Origin of the sequence: Parasphingorhabdus cellanae (genome assembly GCF_017498565.1) — a bacterium.
Taxonomy (GTDB): domain Bacteria; phylum Pseudomonadota; class Alphaproteobacteria; order Sphingomonadales; family Sphingomonadaceae; genus Parasphingorhabdus; species Parasphingorhabdus cellanae.
Genome location: NZ_CP071794.1, coordinates 2251278 through 2267084 on the forward strand (window position 1 = coordinate 2251278; position 15807 = coordinate 2267084).

General features: G+C 52.0%; 19 protein-coding genes. 7 read left to right on the forward strand and 12 right to left on the reverse strand.

The window, feature by feature from the left end; translation table 11 throughout:
- Positions 1-227: 227 nt before the first annotated feature.
- The 6 genes from J4G78_RS10700 to J4G78_RS10725 all read right to left on the reverse strand — a co-directional run bounded on the left by J4G78_RS10700 (position 228) and on the right by J4G78_RS10725 (position 6166).
- Complete coding sequence (locus J4G78_RS10700) at positions 228-1190, reverse strand: ParB/RepB/Spo0J family partition protein (RefSeq protein ID WP_375140333.1); 963 nt, start codon at positions 1188-1190, stop codon at positions 228-230.
- A complete protein-coding gene (locus tag J4G78_RS10705) occupies positions 1187-1969 on the reverse strand; it encodes a ParA family protein (RefSeq protein ID WP_207986562.1) in 783 nt (260 codons plus the stop codon). Before J4G78_RS10705 ends, J4G78_RS10700 begins: the two co-directional genes overlap by 4 nt.
- A 42-nt stretch (positions 1970-2011) precedes the next feature.
- Complete coding sequence (rsmG, locus tag J4G78_RS10710; RefSeq protein WP_207986563.1) at positions 2012-2629, reverse strand: 16S rRNA (guanine(527)-N(7))-methyltransferase RsmG; 618 nt, start codon at positions 2627-2629, stop codon at positions 2012-2014.
- A gap of 7 nt (positions 2630-2636) precedes the next feature.
- Positions 2637-4502, reverse strand: a complete 1866-nt coding sequence (gene mnmG, locus J4G78_RS10715; RefSeq protein WP_207986564.1) for a tRNA uridine-5-carboxymethylaminomethyl(34) synthesis enzyme MnmG — start codon at positions 4500-4502, stop codon at positions 2637-2639.
- Positions 4503-4588: 86 nt separating this feature from the next.
- On the reverse strand, positions 4589-5884 hold the full coding sequence (gene mnmE, locus J4G78_RS10720; protein WP_207986565.1) for a tRNA uridine-5-carboxymethylaminomethyl(34) synthesis GTPase MnmE: 1296 nt from the start codon (positions 5882-5884) through the stop codon (positions 4589-4591).
- An 18-nt stretch (positions 5885-5902) separates the two neighbouring features.
- Positions 5903-6166: a DUF6489 family protein gene (locus J4G78_RS10725; RefSeq protein ID WP_207986566.1), complete on the reverse strand. Its 264-nt coding sequence runs from the start codon at positions 6164-6166 to the stop codon at positions 5903-5905.
- Positions 6167-6299: 133 nt separating this feature from the next.
- On the opposite strand from J4G78_RS10725, the gene J4G78_RS10730 reads away from it, so the two are divergent.
- Together J4G78_RS10730 and J4G78_RS10735 are read left to right on the forward strand one after the other, a co-directional pair.
- Positions 6300-6998 (forward strand): dienelactone hydrolase family protein, encoded by a 699-nt coding sequence (locus J4G78_RS10730; protein WP_207986567.1) that lies wholly within the window; start codon positions 6300-6302, stop codon positions 6996-6998.
- A 35-nt stretch (positions 6999-7033) separates the two neighbouring features.
- Positions 7034-7396 (forward strand): nuclear transport factor 2 family protein, encoded by a 363-nt coding sequence (locus J4G78_RS10735; protein ID WP_207986568.1) that lies wholly within the window; start codon positions 7034-7036, stop codon positions 7394-7396.
- On the opposite strand, the gene J4G78_RS10740 is transcribed toward J4G78_RS10735, so the two are convergent.
- The 4 genes from J4G78_RS10740 to rho form a co-directional block, all read right to left on the reverse strand.
- Positions 7397-7915, reverse strand: coding sequence for a MerR family transcriptional regulator (locus tag J4G78_RS10740; protein ID WP_207986569.1), 519 nt, complete (start codon positions 7913-7915; stop codon positions 7397-7399).
- A gap of 307 nt (positions 7916-8222) precedes the next feature.
- Complete coding sequence (locus J4G78_RS10745) at positions 8223-8945, reverse strand: TerC family protein (protein ID WP_207986570.1); 723 nt, start codon at positions 8943-8945, stop codon at positions 8223-8225.
- The gene (locus J4G78_RS10750) at positions 8942-9238 is read right to left on the reverse strand and encodes an antibiotic biosynthesis monooxygenase family protein (protein ID WP_207986571.1); all 297 of its coding nucleotides are present in this window, start codon (positions 9236-9238) and stop codon (positions 8942-8944) included. Before J4G78_RS10750 ends, J4G78_RS10745 begins: the two co-directional genes overlap by 4 nt.
- Positions 9239-9291: 53 nt before the next feature.
- The gene (gene rho / locus J4G78_RS10755) at positions 9292-10548 is read right to left on the reverse strand and encodes a transcription termination factor Rho (protein ID WP_207986572.1); all 1257 of its coding nucleotides are present in this window, start codon (positions 10546-10548) and stop codon (positions 9292-9294) included.
- Positions 10549-10720: 172 nt separating this feature from the next.
- On the opposite strand from rho, the gene J4G78_RS10760 reads away from it, so the two are divergent.
- Entirely contained in the window at positions 10721-11149 is a 429-nt protein-coding gene (locus tag J4G78_RS10760) for a MotA/TolQ/ExbB proton channel family protein (protein WP_207986573.1), read from the forward strand.
- A gap of 8 nt (positions 11150-11157) precedes the next feature.
- On the opposite strand, the gene J4G78_RS10765 is transcribed toward J4G78_RS10760, so the two are convergent.
- Both J4G78_RS10765 and hemE read right to left on the reverse strand, forming a co-directional pair.
- Positions 11158-11601, reverse strand: coding sequence for a CopD family protein (locus tag J4G78_RS10765; RefSeq protein WP_207986574.1), 444 nt, complete (start codon positions 11599-11601; stop codon positions 11158-11160).
- Complete coding sequence (gene hemE / locus J4G78_RS10770; RefSeq protein ID WP_207986575.1) at positions 11598-12632, reverse strand: uroporphyrinogen decarboxylase; 1035 nt, start codon at positions 12630-12632, stop codon at positions 11598-11600. Before hemE ends, J4G78_RS10765 begins: the two co-directional genes overlap by 4 nt.
- A 302-nt stretch (positions 12633-12934) precedes the next feature.
- Between hemE and J4G78_RS10775 the strand changes: the two genes are divergently transcribed.
- From J4G78_RS10775 to coaE, 4 genes are read left to right on the forward strand one after another with little or no spacing between them, the layout of a single operon-like run.
- The gene (locus tag J4G78_RS10775; protein ID WP_207986576.1) at positions 12935-13774 is read left to right on the forward strand and encodes a pyruvate, water dikinase regulatory protein; all 840 of its coding nucleotides are present in this window, start codon (positions 12935-12937) and stop codon (positions 13772-13774) included.
- A 16-nt stretch (positions 13775-13790) separates the two neighbouring features.
- The gene (locus J4G78_RS10780) at positions 13791-14384 is read left to right on the forward strand and encodes a Maf family protein (RefSeq protein ID WP_207990625.1); all 594 of its coding nucleotides are present in this window, start codon (positions 13791-13793) and stop codon (positions 14382-14384) included.
- A complete protein-coding gene (aroE, locus tag J4G78_RS10785; protein WP_207986577.1) occupies positions 14381-15199 on the forward strand; it encodes a shikimate dehydrogenase in 819 nt (272 codons plus the stop codon). The genes J4G78_RS10780 and aroE overlap by 4 nt, the downstream gene beginning before the upstream one ends.
- A complete protein-coding gene (gene coaE, locus J4G78_RS10790) occupies positions 15196-15795 on the forward strand; it encodes a dephospho-CoA kinase (protein WP_207986578.1) in 600 nt (199 codons plus the stop codon). Before aroE ends, coaE begins: the two co-directional genes overlap by 4 nt.
- Positions 15796-15807 lie beyond the last annotated feature (12 nt).

Sequence of the window (15807 nt, forward strand, 5' to 3'; positions counted from 1 at the left end):
GGCGCCTACGGTGCGTCTAGCCAAACCCACTGGCCAAACGTCGCTATACGCCAACATTCGAGATTGCTTATCGACCAGAAAGGATAAGGCTTTGCTGCCAGCCATGGTTAAAGAATTGTGAACCAGTTAAATGTTTGAAATATTTTGATTTAACTGGTTGAGTTTACAAATTTTTAGATTTGAGAGTCAAGGATATGCCATCAGAATCATATGAAAAGGCGGGAAAATTAAATATGTTCGCCGGTTAAACGCTGACAAATCAGATCGAGCTGGTCGAGATTGCTATAATCTATTGTCATAGACCCCGCGGCTGCCTGACCCTTAGATTGAATCGTGACCTTCAGGCCCAAAAGATCCCCCAAATGGCTTTCTACCGCGCGAATATCGGCATCGCTGTCACCGATGCCCGCTGATGGTGGCTTGCTCTTACGCCGCGATCCACCCAGCGCCTTGCGCACCAGCTTCTCTGTATCCCTTACCGAAAGGCCCTGCTTGACCACCTGTTGGGCCAATTCCGCCGAATCCGGCGCGTTAATCAGCGCCCGGGCATGGCCCATGGTCAGTTTTTCTTCGCCAACCAGCGTCCGGACCGATTCGGGTAGCTCCAGCAACCGCATAAGGTTAGCGATGTGGCTTCGTGATTTACCCACCAGTTCCGCAAGCTTCGCTTGGCTATGGCCGAAGTCGTCTTTCAGCTTCACATAAGCCTCAGCTTCTTCCACAGCATTCAGGTCACGGCGCTGCACATTCTCGACAATCGCGATTTCAAGCGTTTCCGCGTCATTGAGACTGCGAACAATTGCTGGAACCCGATGGAGCCTGGCGCGCTGAGCTGCTCGCCAGCGACGTTCGCCAGCGACAATCTGAAAATTCTTGCCATGAGGGCGGACGACAATGGGCTGAATCACACCCCGCAGCTTCATACTGTCGGCCAGTTCATCCAACGCTTCATTATCAAACGTCTGCCGCGGCTGATCAGGATTTGGACGGATATCGGAAATCGCTATAGAGCGCAGCCCATCGGTGCGCGTTTCTGGGCTATCATCATCGATTTCGGTTTCTGGTGCCTGAATCAGCGGCTCTTCGCGCTGAATCTCGCCAAAAAGCGAATTTAGCCCCCTGCCCAGTCCGGTAGCTTTTTTGATTGCAGCCTTTTTCGGCAATGGAGCTTCCTCTTCTTTCGCCATCATGCAGCTACCTTCCGTTCTGGCAGACGAGAGATTAATTCCCGTGCCAAATTAATATAGGCTTCCGAACCACTGCACCGATGATCATAAATAAGAGCGGGCAAACCATGGCTCGGAGCCTCGGAAAGCCGCACGTTTCTAGGGATTACGGTATCGAATACGACATTGCCAAGACAGGCTCGGACATCATCAGACACTTGCTCGGTCAGTTTGTTGCGGCGATCATACATAGTGAGGACAACACCCATTACCGACAAAGCGCGGTTGAAACGGGCTCTTATGCGCTCCACTGTCTGCAACAACTGACTGAGGCCTTCCAATGCAAAAAATTCGCATTGCAGGGGCACCAAAAGCGATTCCACCGCGACCATAGCATTAAGTGTCAACAGACCTAATGATGGCGGACAATCGATCAGACAAATATCCCACTGACCGTCATCCCCGGCATCCAAGGCCTTTTTCAACCGATGTGTGCGTTCTTCAAACTCTACCAGCTCTACTTCGGCGCCAGATAAGTCAACAACAGCCGGCACGATATCAAGGCCCGGTACGCGCGTACTGATGACGCAATCTGCCAACGGTGTATCTGAAACCAGGAGGTCATAGCTGCTATGCGTGCGTTCTGCCTGGTTCAAACCAAGGCCTGTGGATGCGTTGCCTTGCGGATCAAGGTCGATCAGCAAGACTTTCCAACCACTCGCAGCAAGAGCGGTCGCCATATTAATGGCTGTGGTCGTTTTACCGACGCCGCCTTTTTGATTTGCTATCGCTATCCGGACCATTTTACGCAGAACCCTTCGCTAAGCTGATATAAATAAACGTTTTCAGCCTATTCCCACCAATATTCCCGCTTCCGGGTCGGTCAAACTTTGTTCCACGTGGAACATTTTTTGCCGTTTTGGCGATAGGCCTTTTAACTCCCTTACCGCATTTTTGCCTTTTGGTAAGAGCCAAACCGTATTTTCTGTGGAAAACCGGTGAGAAAGTGACAACAGTTTTTGCAACGGCGCAAAAGCCCTGGCGCTTATAACATCCACAGGATGGCTTTCGACATTCTCCAATCGGTCGCCAAAAACCAACGCTTTTTCGGTAAGTCCCAGCTTTGTTACGACAGATTCCAGAAAGGCTATGCGGCGGGCCCGCGATTCAACCATCTGCACTTTATAGTCGCCCAATATGGCAGTGATGATCCCTGGGAAGCCTGCCCCGGTCCCCAGGTCCATCCAAATTTTGTCGCTTCCGTCCTTCGGTGCATGGAGCAACAGTTGCGCGCTATCTACAACATGCCGATCCCAAACATGGTCGGCGCTCGATTTGGATATCAGATTCTGGTGCTGCATCTCTTCAGCCAGAAGCGCTAGAAATTGCTCGAGCCGCTCCCATGTTTCACGTGAAACATCAAAATTTGCGCGCAGCCAGTCCTGCGCCTCTTGCTCCGTCATAGTCCGATCATGCCGCCAGGGTCTTGGCTTCTCGGCGACGGGCATGAACGAGGATTGCGGCCAATGCCGCTGGTGTAATCCCGCGAACCCGTGAAGCGGCAGCCAGTGTTTCTGGACGTGCGCTCTTCAAGCGCTCGACCATCTCATTCGACAGTCCGGCGATTGCGGCATAATCAAGATCATCACCCAAGCGTATCTGTTCATTCGCTCGCAGGTCTTTAAGTTCCGATTCCTGCCGCTGCAGATAAGGCGCATAACGGGCATCTTCCTCAACTTCGGCCAGCAACACAGAGTCCACATCTGCAACAGATATGCCCAGCTCTTCCAGCGCCGCTATGGAAATGTTGGGGAAACGCAGCCAGTCGAACAGAGATTGTTTGGTACCATCGCGGCGAACCTCAATGTCCTGATCCGCAATAACCTCACAGCTATGGACGGTCTGCAACTCTTCCATAAGCGCATGGCGCTGGACTTCCCGTGCATCAAACCAACGCTGTCTTTCTCCGCCCAAGCAGCCAATGGACGCTGCCACCGGACTAAGCCGGGTGGTCGCATTGTCGGCCCGCAGGCGCAGGCGATATTCCGCACGCGCCGTTAGCATCCGATAAGGCTCGGTCACGCCCTGCAGCACCAGATCGTCAATCATCACCGCCATATAGCTGGTGCCGCGATCCAGCTCCGGAGCAGCCTTTCCCTGAATCGCACAGGCCGCGCCAATGCCGGCGATCAGGCCCTGTGCCGCGGCTTCTTCATATCCGGTTGTACCGTTTATCTGACCGGCACAATAAAGGCCGTCCAGATCACGGACCTTTAACGACCGATCCAAAGCCCGCGGATCAATATGGTCATATTCTACCGCATAGCCCGGCACGATGATTTCGGCTTTGGACAGGCCGTCCATGGTCCGGACAAAGGCCTCCTGCACATCGGCAGGCAGAGAGGTGCTGATACCGTTGGGATAAACCAGATTGGTGTCGAGCCCTTCCGGCTCTAGAAATACCTGATGGGAATCCCGATCAGCGAAGCGGTGAATCTTGTCTTCTATTGATGGGCAATAGCGCGGCCCCTGCGCATCGATCGCGCCACTGAACAAAGGCGAGCGGTCGAGATTGTCACGAATAATATCATGGGTCGCTGCGCTGGTCCGGCTGACGGCACAGAAAATCTGTGGCACGTCTCGCCGCGTTGAAAGCGGTGACATGGTCCAGTCATCATCGTCGGAAGGCTGTTCGGGGAGTGCGGCCCAATCTATCGTCCGGCCATCGATGCGCGGCGGCGTTCCGGTTTTCAGGCGCGCTATCGGGAGGTCGGCGTCGCGAATCTGCTGACCCAGAGACACCGCACTGGCCTCCCCTGTCCGTCCACCCGCAACAGTTTCTTCGCCGCGGAACAGTTTTCCGTTTAGAAAAGTTCCAGTCGCCAATATGACAGCGGACGCGGTGATCTTGCTTTCATCTGCCAAGCAAATTCCGCTGACCGTCTGCCCATCAAAGATCAGCGACGCAACCTCGCCTTCGACAATGGACAGATTGTTCTGCGCATCCAGCATATGATGGATGGCGGCTTTATAAAGCTTACGATCTGCCTGGACTCTCGGGCCTTGCACAGCGGCGCCCTTGGACAGATTGAGCATGCGGTAATGGATGGCGGCTGCATCGGCGGCTCTTCCGATCAAGCCGTCAAACGCGTCAACCTCTCGAACCAAATGCCCCTTGCCCAGGCCGCCAATGGCCGGATTGCAGGACATCGCGCCGATGCTGTCTTTGGTGAAACTGACCAATGCCGTGCGCACGCCCATGCGCGCAGCCACAGCGGCAGCTTCACAGCCTGCATGTCCGCCACCGACGACAATAAGATCAAAATCACGATTCATGCTGTGCCCATAGCGTAAGGCGGGTTTCAGGTCAAAATGATCTCGCCCGTTGGAACAAGATTGAAATATGTTCCACGTGAAACAGTCTATTTCCCGATGCAGAATTCCCCGAACAGGGTATCGAGCATGTCTTCGGTGCTCGCCCGTCCTGTCAGCACATCGAGCGCCGCGCGGGCCAATCGCAATTGCTCGGCGATAATCAAATAGTCTTGCACTTCGGATATCTGATGGAGACTCACCTGCGCTTCCGCCAGATGATCGGCCTGACGTTTGTTGACGCTGACCTCGTCACCACGCGGGACAATATCTTTCGCGCGATCCACCAGCAACGTCACCAGCGCATCCATCCCGGCACCGGCTACCGGAGATACAGAAAGAACGCCGGAAGACTTTGGTTGATATTCGGCATGATCCTGGCGCGATGCAATCTCGACCAGATTGGGTGCCTTCGGACCCTCCCCTTCCGGACCGAGCCACAATATCAGATCCGCTGTATCAAATTGCTGGCGCGCGCGATCAATCCCTATCCGCTCTATTTCTTCCGCCCCTTCATCGCGAACACCGGCGGTGTCGATAAACAAAAAGGGTATGCCCTTGATCGCAATCGGCACCTCAATCACATCGCGCGTCGTTCCCGCAATCGGAGAGACGATCGCCGCTTCTCTTTCGACAAGCGCATTGAGCAAAGTTGATTTGCCGCTATTGGGCGGACCGCCCAAAACAACCCGAACCCCTTCGCGCAACTTTTCTGCGCGCGGGCGATCCAGCATGTTTTTCATTTCAGTCGCCAGTTTAGCGGCTGCCGATTGGACTACAGACAATTGCGCGGGCGTCACATCGTCTTCGTCGGAAAAATCGAGCTCTGCCTCGACCATGGCGGAAAGGCGCAAGATGGTGTTTTGCCAATCCTCCACCTTTCGCGAAAGCGCTCCGCCTGCCGCCTGAACCGCGGAACGGCGTTGTAGCTCGGTCTCCGCGAAAAGCAGATCGGACAATCCCTCAGCTTCCGCTAAATCCATACGCCCATGCGTAAAAGCCCGGCGGGTAAATTCCCCGGGTTCCGCTCGACGCAGTCCGTCCATATTTTCAAGTGCGGTTTCCAGCGCGCGAATGACAGCCCGGCCGCCGTGGCAATGAATTTCGGCCAGATCTTCACCACTCGCGCTACCTGGTCCCGGGAACCATAATATAAGAGCCGTATCAAGCAGTTCGCCACTGGCCGGGTCGGTCAGTTTTGCCAGACTGGCACGTCTTTCATGCGGCACGGAGCCACTCAGAACGCGCAAAACACCCGATGCTTGTGGACCGCTAATCCGGATGACACCGATGGCCGCCGGTGGTTGCCCACTGGACAATGCAAAGATAGTGTCAGCCGCGGACATTATTTAACTATTTGATATCTAATCTTTTTTCTTGGTCGAGGAAGATTTTCCGTTACCGGCACCCATCGCCCCGCTCACGAAGGAAGAGAACATCTTTATACCGGCCTCACCCATGGGGGCGATAATCTTGGTGAAATTCTGCAACTGCTCTACCGAACTGGCGCCCTGGAGGAATTTAGACAATTCTTTCACATAAGTTTCGTTGAGTTTTGCGACATCCGGCAGACCCATCATGCGGCGCGCTTCTTCGGGTGTGCAATCCAGCTCTACGGTTACTTTCATATTGGCTTCCTCTTATAATGTTGTTGAAGCGAAGTTCCCCCTCACCGCAACAGATGATGTTCCACCTTGCCACAACAGGATATGGGGATAATGTGCACCAATAATCAAGTCATGATCAAAGGAGCGCAAGAAAATGGATGAAATGAAACCGATTAAAACGCTGAGCGGAGAAGCAGAATTTCCATGCTATGTCGCCAAGCCAGACGGTGAGGCCAAAGCGGCAATCATCGTGATTCAGGAAATTTTTGGTGTGAATCCGGGCATCAAGGCGAAATGCGATCATTGGGCCAAGGCCGGATATCTCGCCGTTGCGCCAGATCTGTTCTGGCGGATCAACGAAGGCACTGATCTTGATGCTGATATTCAGGAAGAATTTCAGGTCGCGCTCGATCTCATGGGCAAATTTGATCAGGATCAGGGCATCAGAGACATTGAAGCGGCGATTCATTTTGCCCGTGAAAGCGTCAATGGCGGAAAAGTCGGCTGCGTCGGTTATTGTCTGGGCGGGCGGCTCGCCTTTATGACGGCGGCGCGTACGGATATTGATGCCTCTGTTGGCTATTATGGCGTGGGTATCGATGGCCTTTTGGGCGAGAAAAACGCGATCGCGCATGATGTCATGCTGCATATCCCCACCTCCGATGGCTTTGTACCGGCTGATGCACAGGCAGCAATGCATGAAGGGCTGGACGACCACCCGAAGGTGACGCTGCACGATTATGAGGGGCTGGATCACGGATTTGCCGCTGAATTTGGGACCCGGCGCGATGAAAAGGCGGCAAATCTGGCAGACGAACGCACGGCCGCCTTTTTCAAGGCGCATTTGGCGTGAGCACCCGGGACAATTTAAAAGCCTGGCACGCCCGCATGGCCGACAAAAGCGAAGCCGCGCTAAGCGCGCAACTCGCCGACAATGCGGTATTCCACTCCCCCGTCGTGCATACGCCGCAGGCCGGAAAGCCCATCGTTATGGCCTATCTGCTGGCGGCGGATAATGTCCTGGGGAATGATAGTTTCCGGTATATGCGAGAGATTATCGACGATGGCGCCAATATGGCGATGCTGGAATTTGAGCTGCAATTGGATGATATTCAGGTCAATGGTGTCGATATCATCAGCTGGAATGACGACGGCAAAATTCAGGATTTCAAGGTCATGGTCCGCCCATTACAGGCGATCAACAAGGTCTGGGATGAAATGGGTAAGATGCTGGAGAAGATGAAGGCCTAGCTACATGCCAATTGTATTACATACTTCTTCTAGTATTTTTTCGTCATGAGTCCAATTACCTGTACGTTGCGGTTCGTACATCTCGACGACAGGAGCTAGTTCCAGAATAAGATCTGATACACCAACCATAAATGAAAAAGCTAATTGGCGGCTTTTGGTTAAATCTATCATCTGCTGGTCATTGTTGACAAAAATGACCGATTCTTCAGATATCAGAAATAAAGAGTTGCCGGTCTTCGCGAACAACTCCGCTGCGGCCCTGTTATTAGGCAATTCTTCCTCTTTACATAAGTTCTGAAGGACCTCTTTCACCCTTAAAGGGCGAATTCCGATATCCAACATTTTCTTAATTGCCCGTAGTACAATCAAATCTCTGAATGTATACTTTTTGACCTTGCCGTGTCGTCGGTCTTCCCAATTTTCTCGAATGAAAATTTCAGTTCGTTCCAAGTATCCAAGCATATGCGGTTTTGAAAAACCAGCAATCCTACTTATTTCTGCTGCGTAATACTTATCCATTTACTGAGTATTGCACAAAACTCAGTAATTCAAAAGTAGAACATCATAGGAACTCAACATATAGTCGGAAAGAAGGAGCATAAATACTATATAAGGTGGTTTTAGCTATGGTTGTTGGTAAAATTTGGTTTACAAATCTTAACGATTGGCACGGTCAGCTATTTGACAGTGAGACTGATACAGAAATCGGAGAAGTTTGGTCGGCACCTCAACGCGGTGCCGTTATAGGTCAAATGAGCAATTGGATTCCTCTAACCCACCTCCAATTTATCGATGTAGGGTGGCCTTAATCTGCTCCCCATCTGCCTTAAAACAGCGTCATCATCCCTAGTTTAGGATCGACGATACCGTCATAAATCATGCGCCCAGCGACCCAGACGATCACCGCCAGACCGATATAAGCTATCCACTTATACCGCTCGATATATTTGGCAATCACATTGGCCGCGAGACCCATTAGCGCGACCGATAACAGCAATCCGACAACCAATATGCCGGGATGCTCGCGCGCGGCCCCAGCAACGCCGAGAACATTGTCGAGGCTCATCGAGATATCGGCTGCTGTAACCGCCCAGACGGCTCCCCAGAATGTCTTGGTAGATTTCACGCCGCTATGTTCGTCACCGGCAATTTCTGGAGAACCGGGAGACTCCCCTTCATGGAAAATTTCACGCCAGAAATTCCATGCCACCCACAAAAGCAGCAAACCACCAGCAAAAATCAGTCCCACGATCGAAAGCAGCATGCTTACCGCGAGCGCAAAAATGATCCGCATGATCAAGGCTGCGCTGATACCGATGATAATCACCTTGCGGCGCTGATCTGGCGGCAGACCACCGGCCAGCGCGCCGACCACAATCGCATTATCGGCCGCGAAAACCAGATCGATCAAGACCACCTGGCCAAAGGCCGCGAGTGCTTCCGGCGATCCGATATTCGAAAAATCATGGACAATCGCTGCCCAAATATCGGCAGGAGAACCGAGTCCGTCGGGCAATGCAGCGGTCAGTATAAAAAGAAGATCAATCATGAAAAAATCGAAGGTCCAAAATAAGTTACGGTCGGCATAGGGTCATAAAAGTCATGAAGCAAGGCGCGCCATTGGGGATATTCCGGAGACTTGCGAAAGCCGTCGCGATGGGATTCGACCGAATCCCATCCGACCAACAACAGATATTGGTTAGGACCGTCTACCAACGGACGAACTTCTATCGACTGAAAGCCGGGCTGAGCTGCAATAAGCGGCTTTGCCTTTTGCATCGCTGCGACAAACTGATCGGACTGCCCCACTTTGACCTGCAGCAAAGCCTGTTCCATAATCATAACTGGCCTCTGCTCCCAGCCGCGCTCAGAGGGAGCGCACCGTTTGAATCTTCCTATTGATTCATGCTGTCGAAGAAATCGTCGTTGGCTTTGCTGTCCTTCATCTTGTCGAGTAGGAATTCCATCGCGTCGATCGTACCCATTTGCATGAGGATACGGCGCAGCACCCACATTTTCTTGAGCTTGTCATCCTCGACCAGCAATTCTTCCTTACGTGTACCGGATTTGCCAACATCCAGCGCCGGGAAGATCCGTTTGTCGGCAACTTTGCGATCCAGCACGATTTCGGAGTTACCGGTGCCTTTAAATTCTTCAAAGATAACCTCGTCCATCCGGCTACCGGTATCAATCAGCGCGGTTGCGATGATGGAAAGCGAACCGCCTTCCTCAATATTACGCGCGGCACCGAAAAACCGTTTCGGACGTTGCAAAGCATTGGCATCCACACCACCGGTCAGCACCTTGCCGGAGCTTGGCACGACCGTATTATAGGCGCGGCCCAGACGCGTGATAGAGTCGAGAAGAATGACAACATCATGCTTGTGCTCGACCAAGCGTTTGGCTTTTTCAATAACCATTTCAGCAACTTGCACGTGGCGTGTCGCCGGTTCGTCAAAGGTGGAACTGATCACTTCGCCCTTCACTGAGCGCTGCATATCGGTCACCTCTTCCGGCCGTTCATCGATCAGCAGAACGAGCAGATAAACTTCCGGATGGTTGTCGGTAATCGCCTTGGCGATATTTTGCAGCAGAACGGTTTTACCTGTCCGCGGCGGTGCCACGATTAGGGCACGCTGGCCTTTGCCTTGCGGCGAAATAATATCGATGACGCGGGCTGACTTGTCTTTGACCGTCGGGTCGAGACTGTCGAGGGTCAGCTTCTCATCCGGGTAAAGCGGGGTGAGATTGTCAAAATTAACCCGGTGACGGACCGCATCGGGCTCGTCAAAGTTGATCGCGGTCAGTTTCGTCAACGCGAAATAGCGTTCGCCGTCCCGCGGCGCCCGAATTTCGCCTTCGACCGTATCGCCGGTGCGCAGGCCGAATTTACGGACCTGGTTCGGTGAGACATAAATATCGTCAGGGCCGGCGAGATAATTGGCTTCAGGCGAGCGCAAAAAGCCGAAACCGTCGGGCAGCACTTCAATTGTGCCGAGGCCCATGATCAGTTCGTCCTGATCCGCGAGTTCTTTCAGAATCGCGAACATCAGATCCTGTTTGCGCAAGGTAGATGCGCTTTCAACGCCCAGTTCTTCCGCCATGGAGACGAGACCAGCGGGCGATTTTTCTTTTAGTTCTTTTAAATGCATGGAGGTTTATCCAAAAATATTAGGAAGTTATTTTGTTTTTGCATGTGTGCAGCATATGCGCCGTCAAATTTTCACATGAAAGGTAGCCCGGACGGGCTTTAGCAGTCAATTACGCTTGCTGGACGACCCTGTCAAATGTAGTTTCGTAAATTACAGCGTTTCGGAAAAGACCATGGTAGCAGCTAAAATAGCCCCAGAGAACAAATTTGCATTTGATCATCCTCCAGAACCAGATGTGATGATTTGGTTTGTCTTGGCTATTCTGATGGCCATTTTTGTCTCAATGCTAGTGATTTTTGCCAAGAACATGACAACCAACAGCAAGAGCATTAAGTTGAAACCTGAAAGATATGCTCTCTGGACGAGTTATCTAAAGACTGCATCAATATGCTCACTCTTGATAGGATTAATTGGTTCCTTGATTGGTGTTTATCGTACACTCATCAAGATGGCGATGTTTGAAGTTTATAACTTTGAGGGATCAATAGGACCTATTGGAGAAGCGTTGATTTTTCTTATAATCGGAATTGCAATTGCTTTCCTTGGATATGGTCTTGAATTTATCGGCCGATGGAAAGGTGTAGCAGCCATGAACAAATAGTTTAATTTCTAGAACGGTTTTACGATCACCAAAATTACAATGATCGCCGCTGCAATGCCAGGCACTTCATTGACCAGTCGCAATTTTTTGTCGGTCATCGTCCGCTCACCGCGCGCCAGCTTTTTGACATAGCCCATCATCCAGCCATGATAGCCAGAGAGCAGCAAAACCGCGAGCAATTTGGCATGGAACCAGCCTTGGCTGAACGCGCCGATATCGTAAGCGAGAAACAGACCCAAAACCCAGACAATGATCATCGCAGGGTTGAGAATGATCTTGCGCAATTTTCCCTCGCGCTCAATCCATTTGCCGTCTTCTTCTGATCCGACCGCGCTTTCCTGATGATAGACGAAGAACCGCGGCATCATGAACAGACCGGCCATCCAGAATATGACGAATATAAGATGGGCGGATTTTAACCAGAGATAGAGCATGGAAAGATATTCATTCATTGCCGGACAAGTGTAAGCAGCTTTTCCACATGTTCAATGGGTGTGTCCGGCAAAATCCCGTGGCCGAGATTGAAAATATGCGGCCGATCTTCAAACACTTGCAAGATATGACGCGCCGATTTTTCCAGCGCGTCGCCGCCAGCGATAAGGGCGAGTGGGTCGAGATTGCCTTGCAGCGGGAGATCCGCTGGCAGATTTTTATGCGCCCAGACCGGATCGACCGTCTCGTCCAGACCAATGGCATCAGCGCCTGTTTCTTGGGCATAAGCGACCAGCTTTGCACCTGCTCCTTTGGGGAAACCGATAACCGGCAAATCAGGGTGCACCGCCTTTATCCGCGCTATAATTTCTGCATTGGGCGCAATTACCCATTTTTCAAATTGCGCGGGCGATAACGTCCCCGCCCAGCTATCGAATAGTTGTATCGCATCCACGCCCGCGTCAATCTGACCGAGCAGATAGGTCACGGTGTTTTCGATAATCGCATTGATCAATTCTGAAAAAGCCGCTTCGTCCTTATAGGCATAGCGCCGCGTGACCGCCTGATCCTTGCTGCCTTGCCCATGGATCATATAGGTCGCGATGGTCCAGGGGCTGCCGGCAAAGCCCATGAAGGTCGTTTTGTCATCCAGCTGCGCAGCGACTTGTCGAACTGTATTGTAAATAGCTTCAAAATGCTCTGGAGCAGCCTCTAGAGAGGACAAAGCCGCATCGACTAACCTTGGTGACAGCCGGGGTCCTTCCCCCACCTCAAACCACAGTTTCTGACCCATGCCATGGGGCACGATCAAAATGTCGGAAAACAGGATCGCCCCGTCAAAATCAAAGCGCTTAATTGGTTGAATCGTAACTTCCGCCGCCGCCTTTGCATCATAGCAAAGCTCCAGAAATCCGCCTTTTTGTGCGCGTAATTCGCGATATTCCGGTAAATAACGCCCGGCTTGGCGCATAAGCCAGACCGGAGTCTGAGACGTTTTTCTGCCGTGCAAAGTTTCGAGCAGGATTTTCTGGGAGTCGGTCGCGTCAGGCATAAGATAAGGGTCACCCAATATAATAATATAGTATATTTAAAGAATCTTGTTGATGATGATAGAACGTGGATAGCAGAGGTAAAGCGGGTCTACCGCGATTACAAACAGATTGACAGATGGCTGTTAACGAAAAATTTACCGATTCCCAAATTTGATCCCCATTATCCACAATCTGTGGATGAAAATTGTGAAACTTGACCGGCTGTGGATAGAAATCGGGATGATGGGGATCGAAATAGCAGACCCAAAAATCCCGCATTCATCCCTTGCTTTATCCACAATGAAATCACAGGGTTGCGGGCATGAATCGTTTACATCTTCACATGCTGTCCGACTCCACTGGTGAGACGCTGGAGAATATCGCTAAAGCGGCGTTGGCGCAATTTGATGGGGTCGAAATCATCAAGCATTTCTGGCCGATGGTGCGCTCCGAAACGCATTTGAACCGGATATTGGTCGAGGTGGCGGATAATCCCGGTCTGGTGATCTTTACGTTGGTCAACAGTGATATCAGAGCGCGGCTGGAGCGGGAATGCCGTCATTTGGGACTTCCTGTTGTTCCGGCGCTCGACACAGTTACCGATGCTTTGTCCAATATGCTCGGCCAAGAGGCGAAAGCACGTCCGGGCCGGCAACATATATTGGATGCGGCCTATTTTGCCCGGGTCGAGGCGATCCAATTCACCATTGCCCATGATGACGGTATTGGCTGGGAGAATTGGGAGGAGGCGGATATAGTCCTGGCCGGCGTATCACGAACATCCAAAACACCAACATCCATCTATCTCGCCAATCGCGGCTACAAGACCGCCAATATCCCAATCGTTCCGGAATCACCGCCGCCTGAGGCTCTTTACCGGTTAAAAAATCCGTTGGTTGTCGGTTTGGTCGCCGGGGCAAGCCGGTTAGTTCAGGTGCGGCGTAACCGATTACTATCGCTTAATCAGGCACCCGAAACCGACTATGTCGATGAGGAAAAGGTGAAGGCAGAAATCCAATATGCGCGGCGGATGTTTGCTGACAATGCCTGGCCGACGATCGATGTGACCCGGCGCTCGATTGAGGAGTCCGCTGCGGCCATCATCAATTTTTACAATGAACGCCATACAGAGTTGAAGGAAAAGAGTGCCATTGATGAGTGACGCTTTGCCGGACCCTATGCTGATTTTAGCCTCCCAGAGCAAAGCGCGCCGGGCCATGCTGGAAGCGGCTGGGGTGACGATCGAAGCGCTGGCACCCAATGTCGATGAAGACGCGTTGAAAGACGGCTTGCGGGCCGATGGTGTAACCGCGCGAAATCTGGCTGACGCTTTGGCTGAAGCGAAGGCGGTGCGACTGTCTCGGCGTATCGGGGTGGCGCTGGTATTGGGCGGTGATCAGGTTCTCGCTTTGGAAGATGGCGCAATGCTCGACAAGCCGTCTAGTCCAAATGATGCAAAAGCCCATTTGCGGCTCTTGTCCGGCAAAAAGCATAAATTATTCAGCGCTGCGGTGATCGCGGATCAGGGGTCGCCCGTCTGGCGGCATATTGATATCGCAACCTTGACGATGCGCAGTTTGAGCGGCGCGTTTATCGATAGCTATGTCGATGCAGAATGGGATAATATCCGCCATTGTGTGGGATGCTACGAGATTGAAGGGCGCGGGGCGCAGCTTTTTTCCGACATTAGAGGGAGTCAATTTACGATCATGGGTCTGCCGCTTCTCCACTTACTAGACTATTTAAGGGTCAGAGGGGTGATACCATCATGACCAATAAACTCCCTTATGCCGAAGTAATTGGAGATCCGATTGCCCATAGCAAGTCGCCAATCATCCATAAATTCTGGCTTGAGAAATTGGCTATTAATGCCGATTATCGGATGTTCCACGTGAAACCCGATGAGCTGGGGGATTATATCGCCAGTCGCCGTGATGACCTCAATTGGCAGGGCTGCAATGTGACACTCCCTCATAAACTGGCGGTGATGGATCATGTTTCTGATCCGGGAGAAATTCGGGCGTCTATCGGAGCAATGAACACTATCGCACGGACCGAAAGCGGCGATCTTTTTGGTACAAATACGGATGCCGGGGGTTTTTACGCGCCGATAGCGGAGGTGCCGCTGACCGGTCAGGATGTGGTTGTCATTGGTGCCGGTGGTGCGGCCCAAGCGGTATTATTCGCCTTGTCCCGCATTGATGTAGGATCTGTCACGATGATTAATCGCAATGTCTTGAAGGCGTCGGCTTTGTTAGCGCGCTTTGGGCTCAAAGGACAGGCTTTGGAACATGGTTCTGTCTTGCCCGCTGCCCGGCTGCTGATCAATTCCAGCGCACTCGGTATGACAGGACAGGATGAGTTAACAATCGATTTGGGCGGACTGCCTGATGACGCGATTGTCTATGACCTTGTCTATACACCAATTAAAACGAAGCTGCTCAAAGCCGCTAAAGCACGGGGTCTCGACACGGTGGATGGATTATCCATGTTGATTGGACAAGCCGCAGTGGCCTTTGAAATTTTCTTCGGTCAGGCACCACCACTGGAACATGACGAAGAACTTAGAAAGCTGCTTCTGGCATGACTGGACCGATGATCATTGGCCTGACCGGATCAATCGGCATGGGCAAATCAACCGTAGCCCAAATGTTTGCCGATGAAGGCGTGCCGGTTTTTGACGCCGATGCTGCGGTTCACATTTTGCAGGGACCTGGCGGCGCGCTGGTAGAGGATATTGAAGCTCTGTTTCCTGGCACCACGAACGAAAAGGGTGTGGATCGGCAAAAGCTTGGTGCCGCCGTGCTCGGCAATGCGGAGGCGCTGAAAAAGCTTGAAGCCATTATTCATCCGGCCGTTGGCGCGATGCGGTCCGAATTTATGCAAGCGAATCGGGATGCACCGATGATTCTCTTTGATATCCCGCTTCTGTTTGAAAAAACTGGTAAAAAAGCAGTCGACTATGTCATTGTGGTGTCTGCGACGGCAGAGGATCAACGCGACCGTGTGTTAAACCGTTCCGGCATGACGGCGGAGAAGTTTGAGACAATCAAGGCCCTGCAAATGCCGGATGAAGAAAAGCGCAAGCGGGCTGATTTTATCATCAATACATCGCAGCCGTTGGATAAAACGCGGCAGCAGGTGCAAAATACAATAGAAAAATTAAAAGCTTCCCTTGCGTAACCGGAAATTGAG

Excerpts from the sequence above, each read along its gene's own strand:
- J4G78_RS10700 (WP_375140333.1), bottom strand. The coding sequence starts at position 1,190 with ATGATGGCGAAAGAAGAGGAAGCTCCATTGCCGAAAAAGGCTGCAATC.
- J4G78_RS10705 (WP_207986562.1), bottom strand. The coding sequence starts at position 1,969 with ATGGTCCGGATAGCGATAGCAAATCAAAAAGGCGGCGTCGGTAAAACG.
- rsmG (WP_207986563.1), bottom strand. The coding sequence starts at position 2,629 with ATGACGGAGCAAGAGGCGCAGGACTGGCTGCGCGCAAATTTTGATGTT.
- mnmG (WP_207986564.1), bottom strand. The coding sequence starts at position 4,502 with ATGAATCGTGATTTTGATCTTATTGTCGTCGGTGGCGGACATGCAGGC.
- mnmE (WP_207986565.1), bottom strand. The coding sequence starts at position 5,884 with ATGTCCGCGGCTGACACTATCTTTGCATTGTCCAGTGGGCAACCACCG.
- J4G78_RS10725 (WP_207986566.1), bottom strand. The coding sequence starts at position 6,166 with ATGAAAGTAACCGTAGAGCTGGATTGCACACCCGAAGAAGCGCGCCGC.
- J4G78_RS10730 (WP_207986567.1), top strand. The coding sequence starts at position 6,300 with ATGGATGAAATGAAACCGATTAAAACGCTGAGCGGAGAAGCAGAATTT.
- J4G78_RS10735 (WP_207986568.1), top strand. The coding sequence starts at position 7,034 with ATGGCCGACAAAAGCGAAGCCGCGCTAAGCGCGCAACTCGCCGACAAT.
- J4G78_RS10740 (WP_207986569.1), bottom strand. The coding sequence starts at position 7,915 with ATGGATAAGTATTACGCAGCAGAAATAAGTAGGATTGCTGGTTTTTCA.
- J4G78_RS10745 (WP_207986570.1), bottom strand. The coding sequence starts at position 8,945 with ATGATTGATCTTCTTTTTATACTGACCGCTGCATTGCCCGACGGACTC.
- J4G78_RS10750 (WP_207986571.1), bottom strand. The coding sequence starts at position 9,238 with ATGATTATGGAACAGGCTTTGCTGCAGGTCAAAGTGGGGCAGTCCGAT.
- rho (WP_207986572.1), bottom strand. The coding sequence starts at position 10,548 with ATGCATTTAAAAGAACTAAAAGAAAAATCGCCCGCTGGTCTCGTCTCC.
- J4G78_RS10760 (WP_207986573.1), top strand. The coding sequence starts at position 10,721 with ATGGTAGCAGCTAAAATAGCCCCAGAGAACAAATTTGCATTTGATCAT.
- J4G78_RS10765 (WP_207986574.1), bottom strand. The coding sequence starts at position 11,601 with ATGAATGAATATCTTTCCATGCTCTATCTCTGGTTAAAATCCGCCCAT.
- hemE (WP_207986575.1), bottom strand. The coding sequence starts at position 12,632 with ATGCCTGACGCGACCGACTCCCAGAAAATCCTGCTCGAAACTTTGCAC.
- J4G78_RS10775 (WP_207986576.1), top strand. The coding sequence starts at position 12,935 with ATGAATCGTTTACATCTTCACATGCTGTCCGACTCCACTGGTGAGACG.
- J4G78_RS10780 (WP_207990625.1), top strand. The coding sequence starts at position 13,791 with ATGCTGATTTTAGCCTCCCAGAGCAAAGCGCGCCGGGCCATGCTGGAA.
- aroE (WP_207986577.1), top strand. The coding sequence starts at position 14,381 with ATGACCAATAAACTCCCTTATGCCGAAGTAATTGGAGATCCGATTGCC.
- coaE (WP_207986578.1), top strand. The coding sequence starts at position 15,196 with ATGACTGGACCGATGATCATTGGCCTGACCGGATCAATCGGCATGGGC.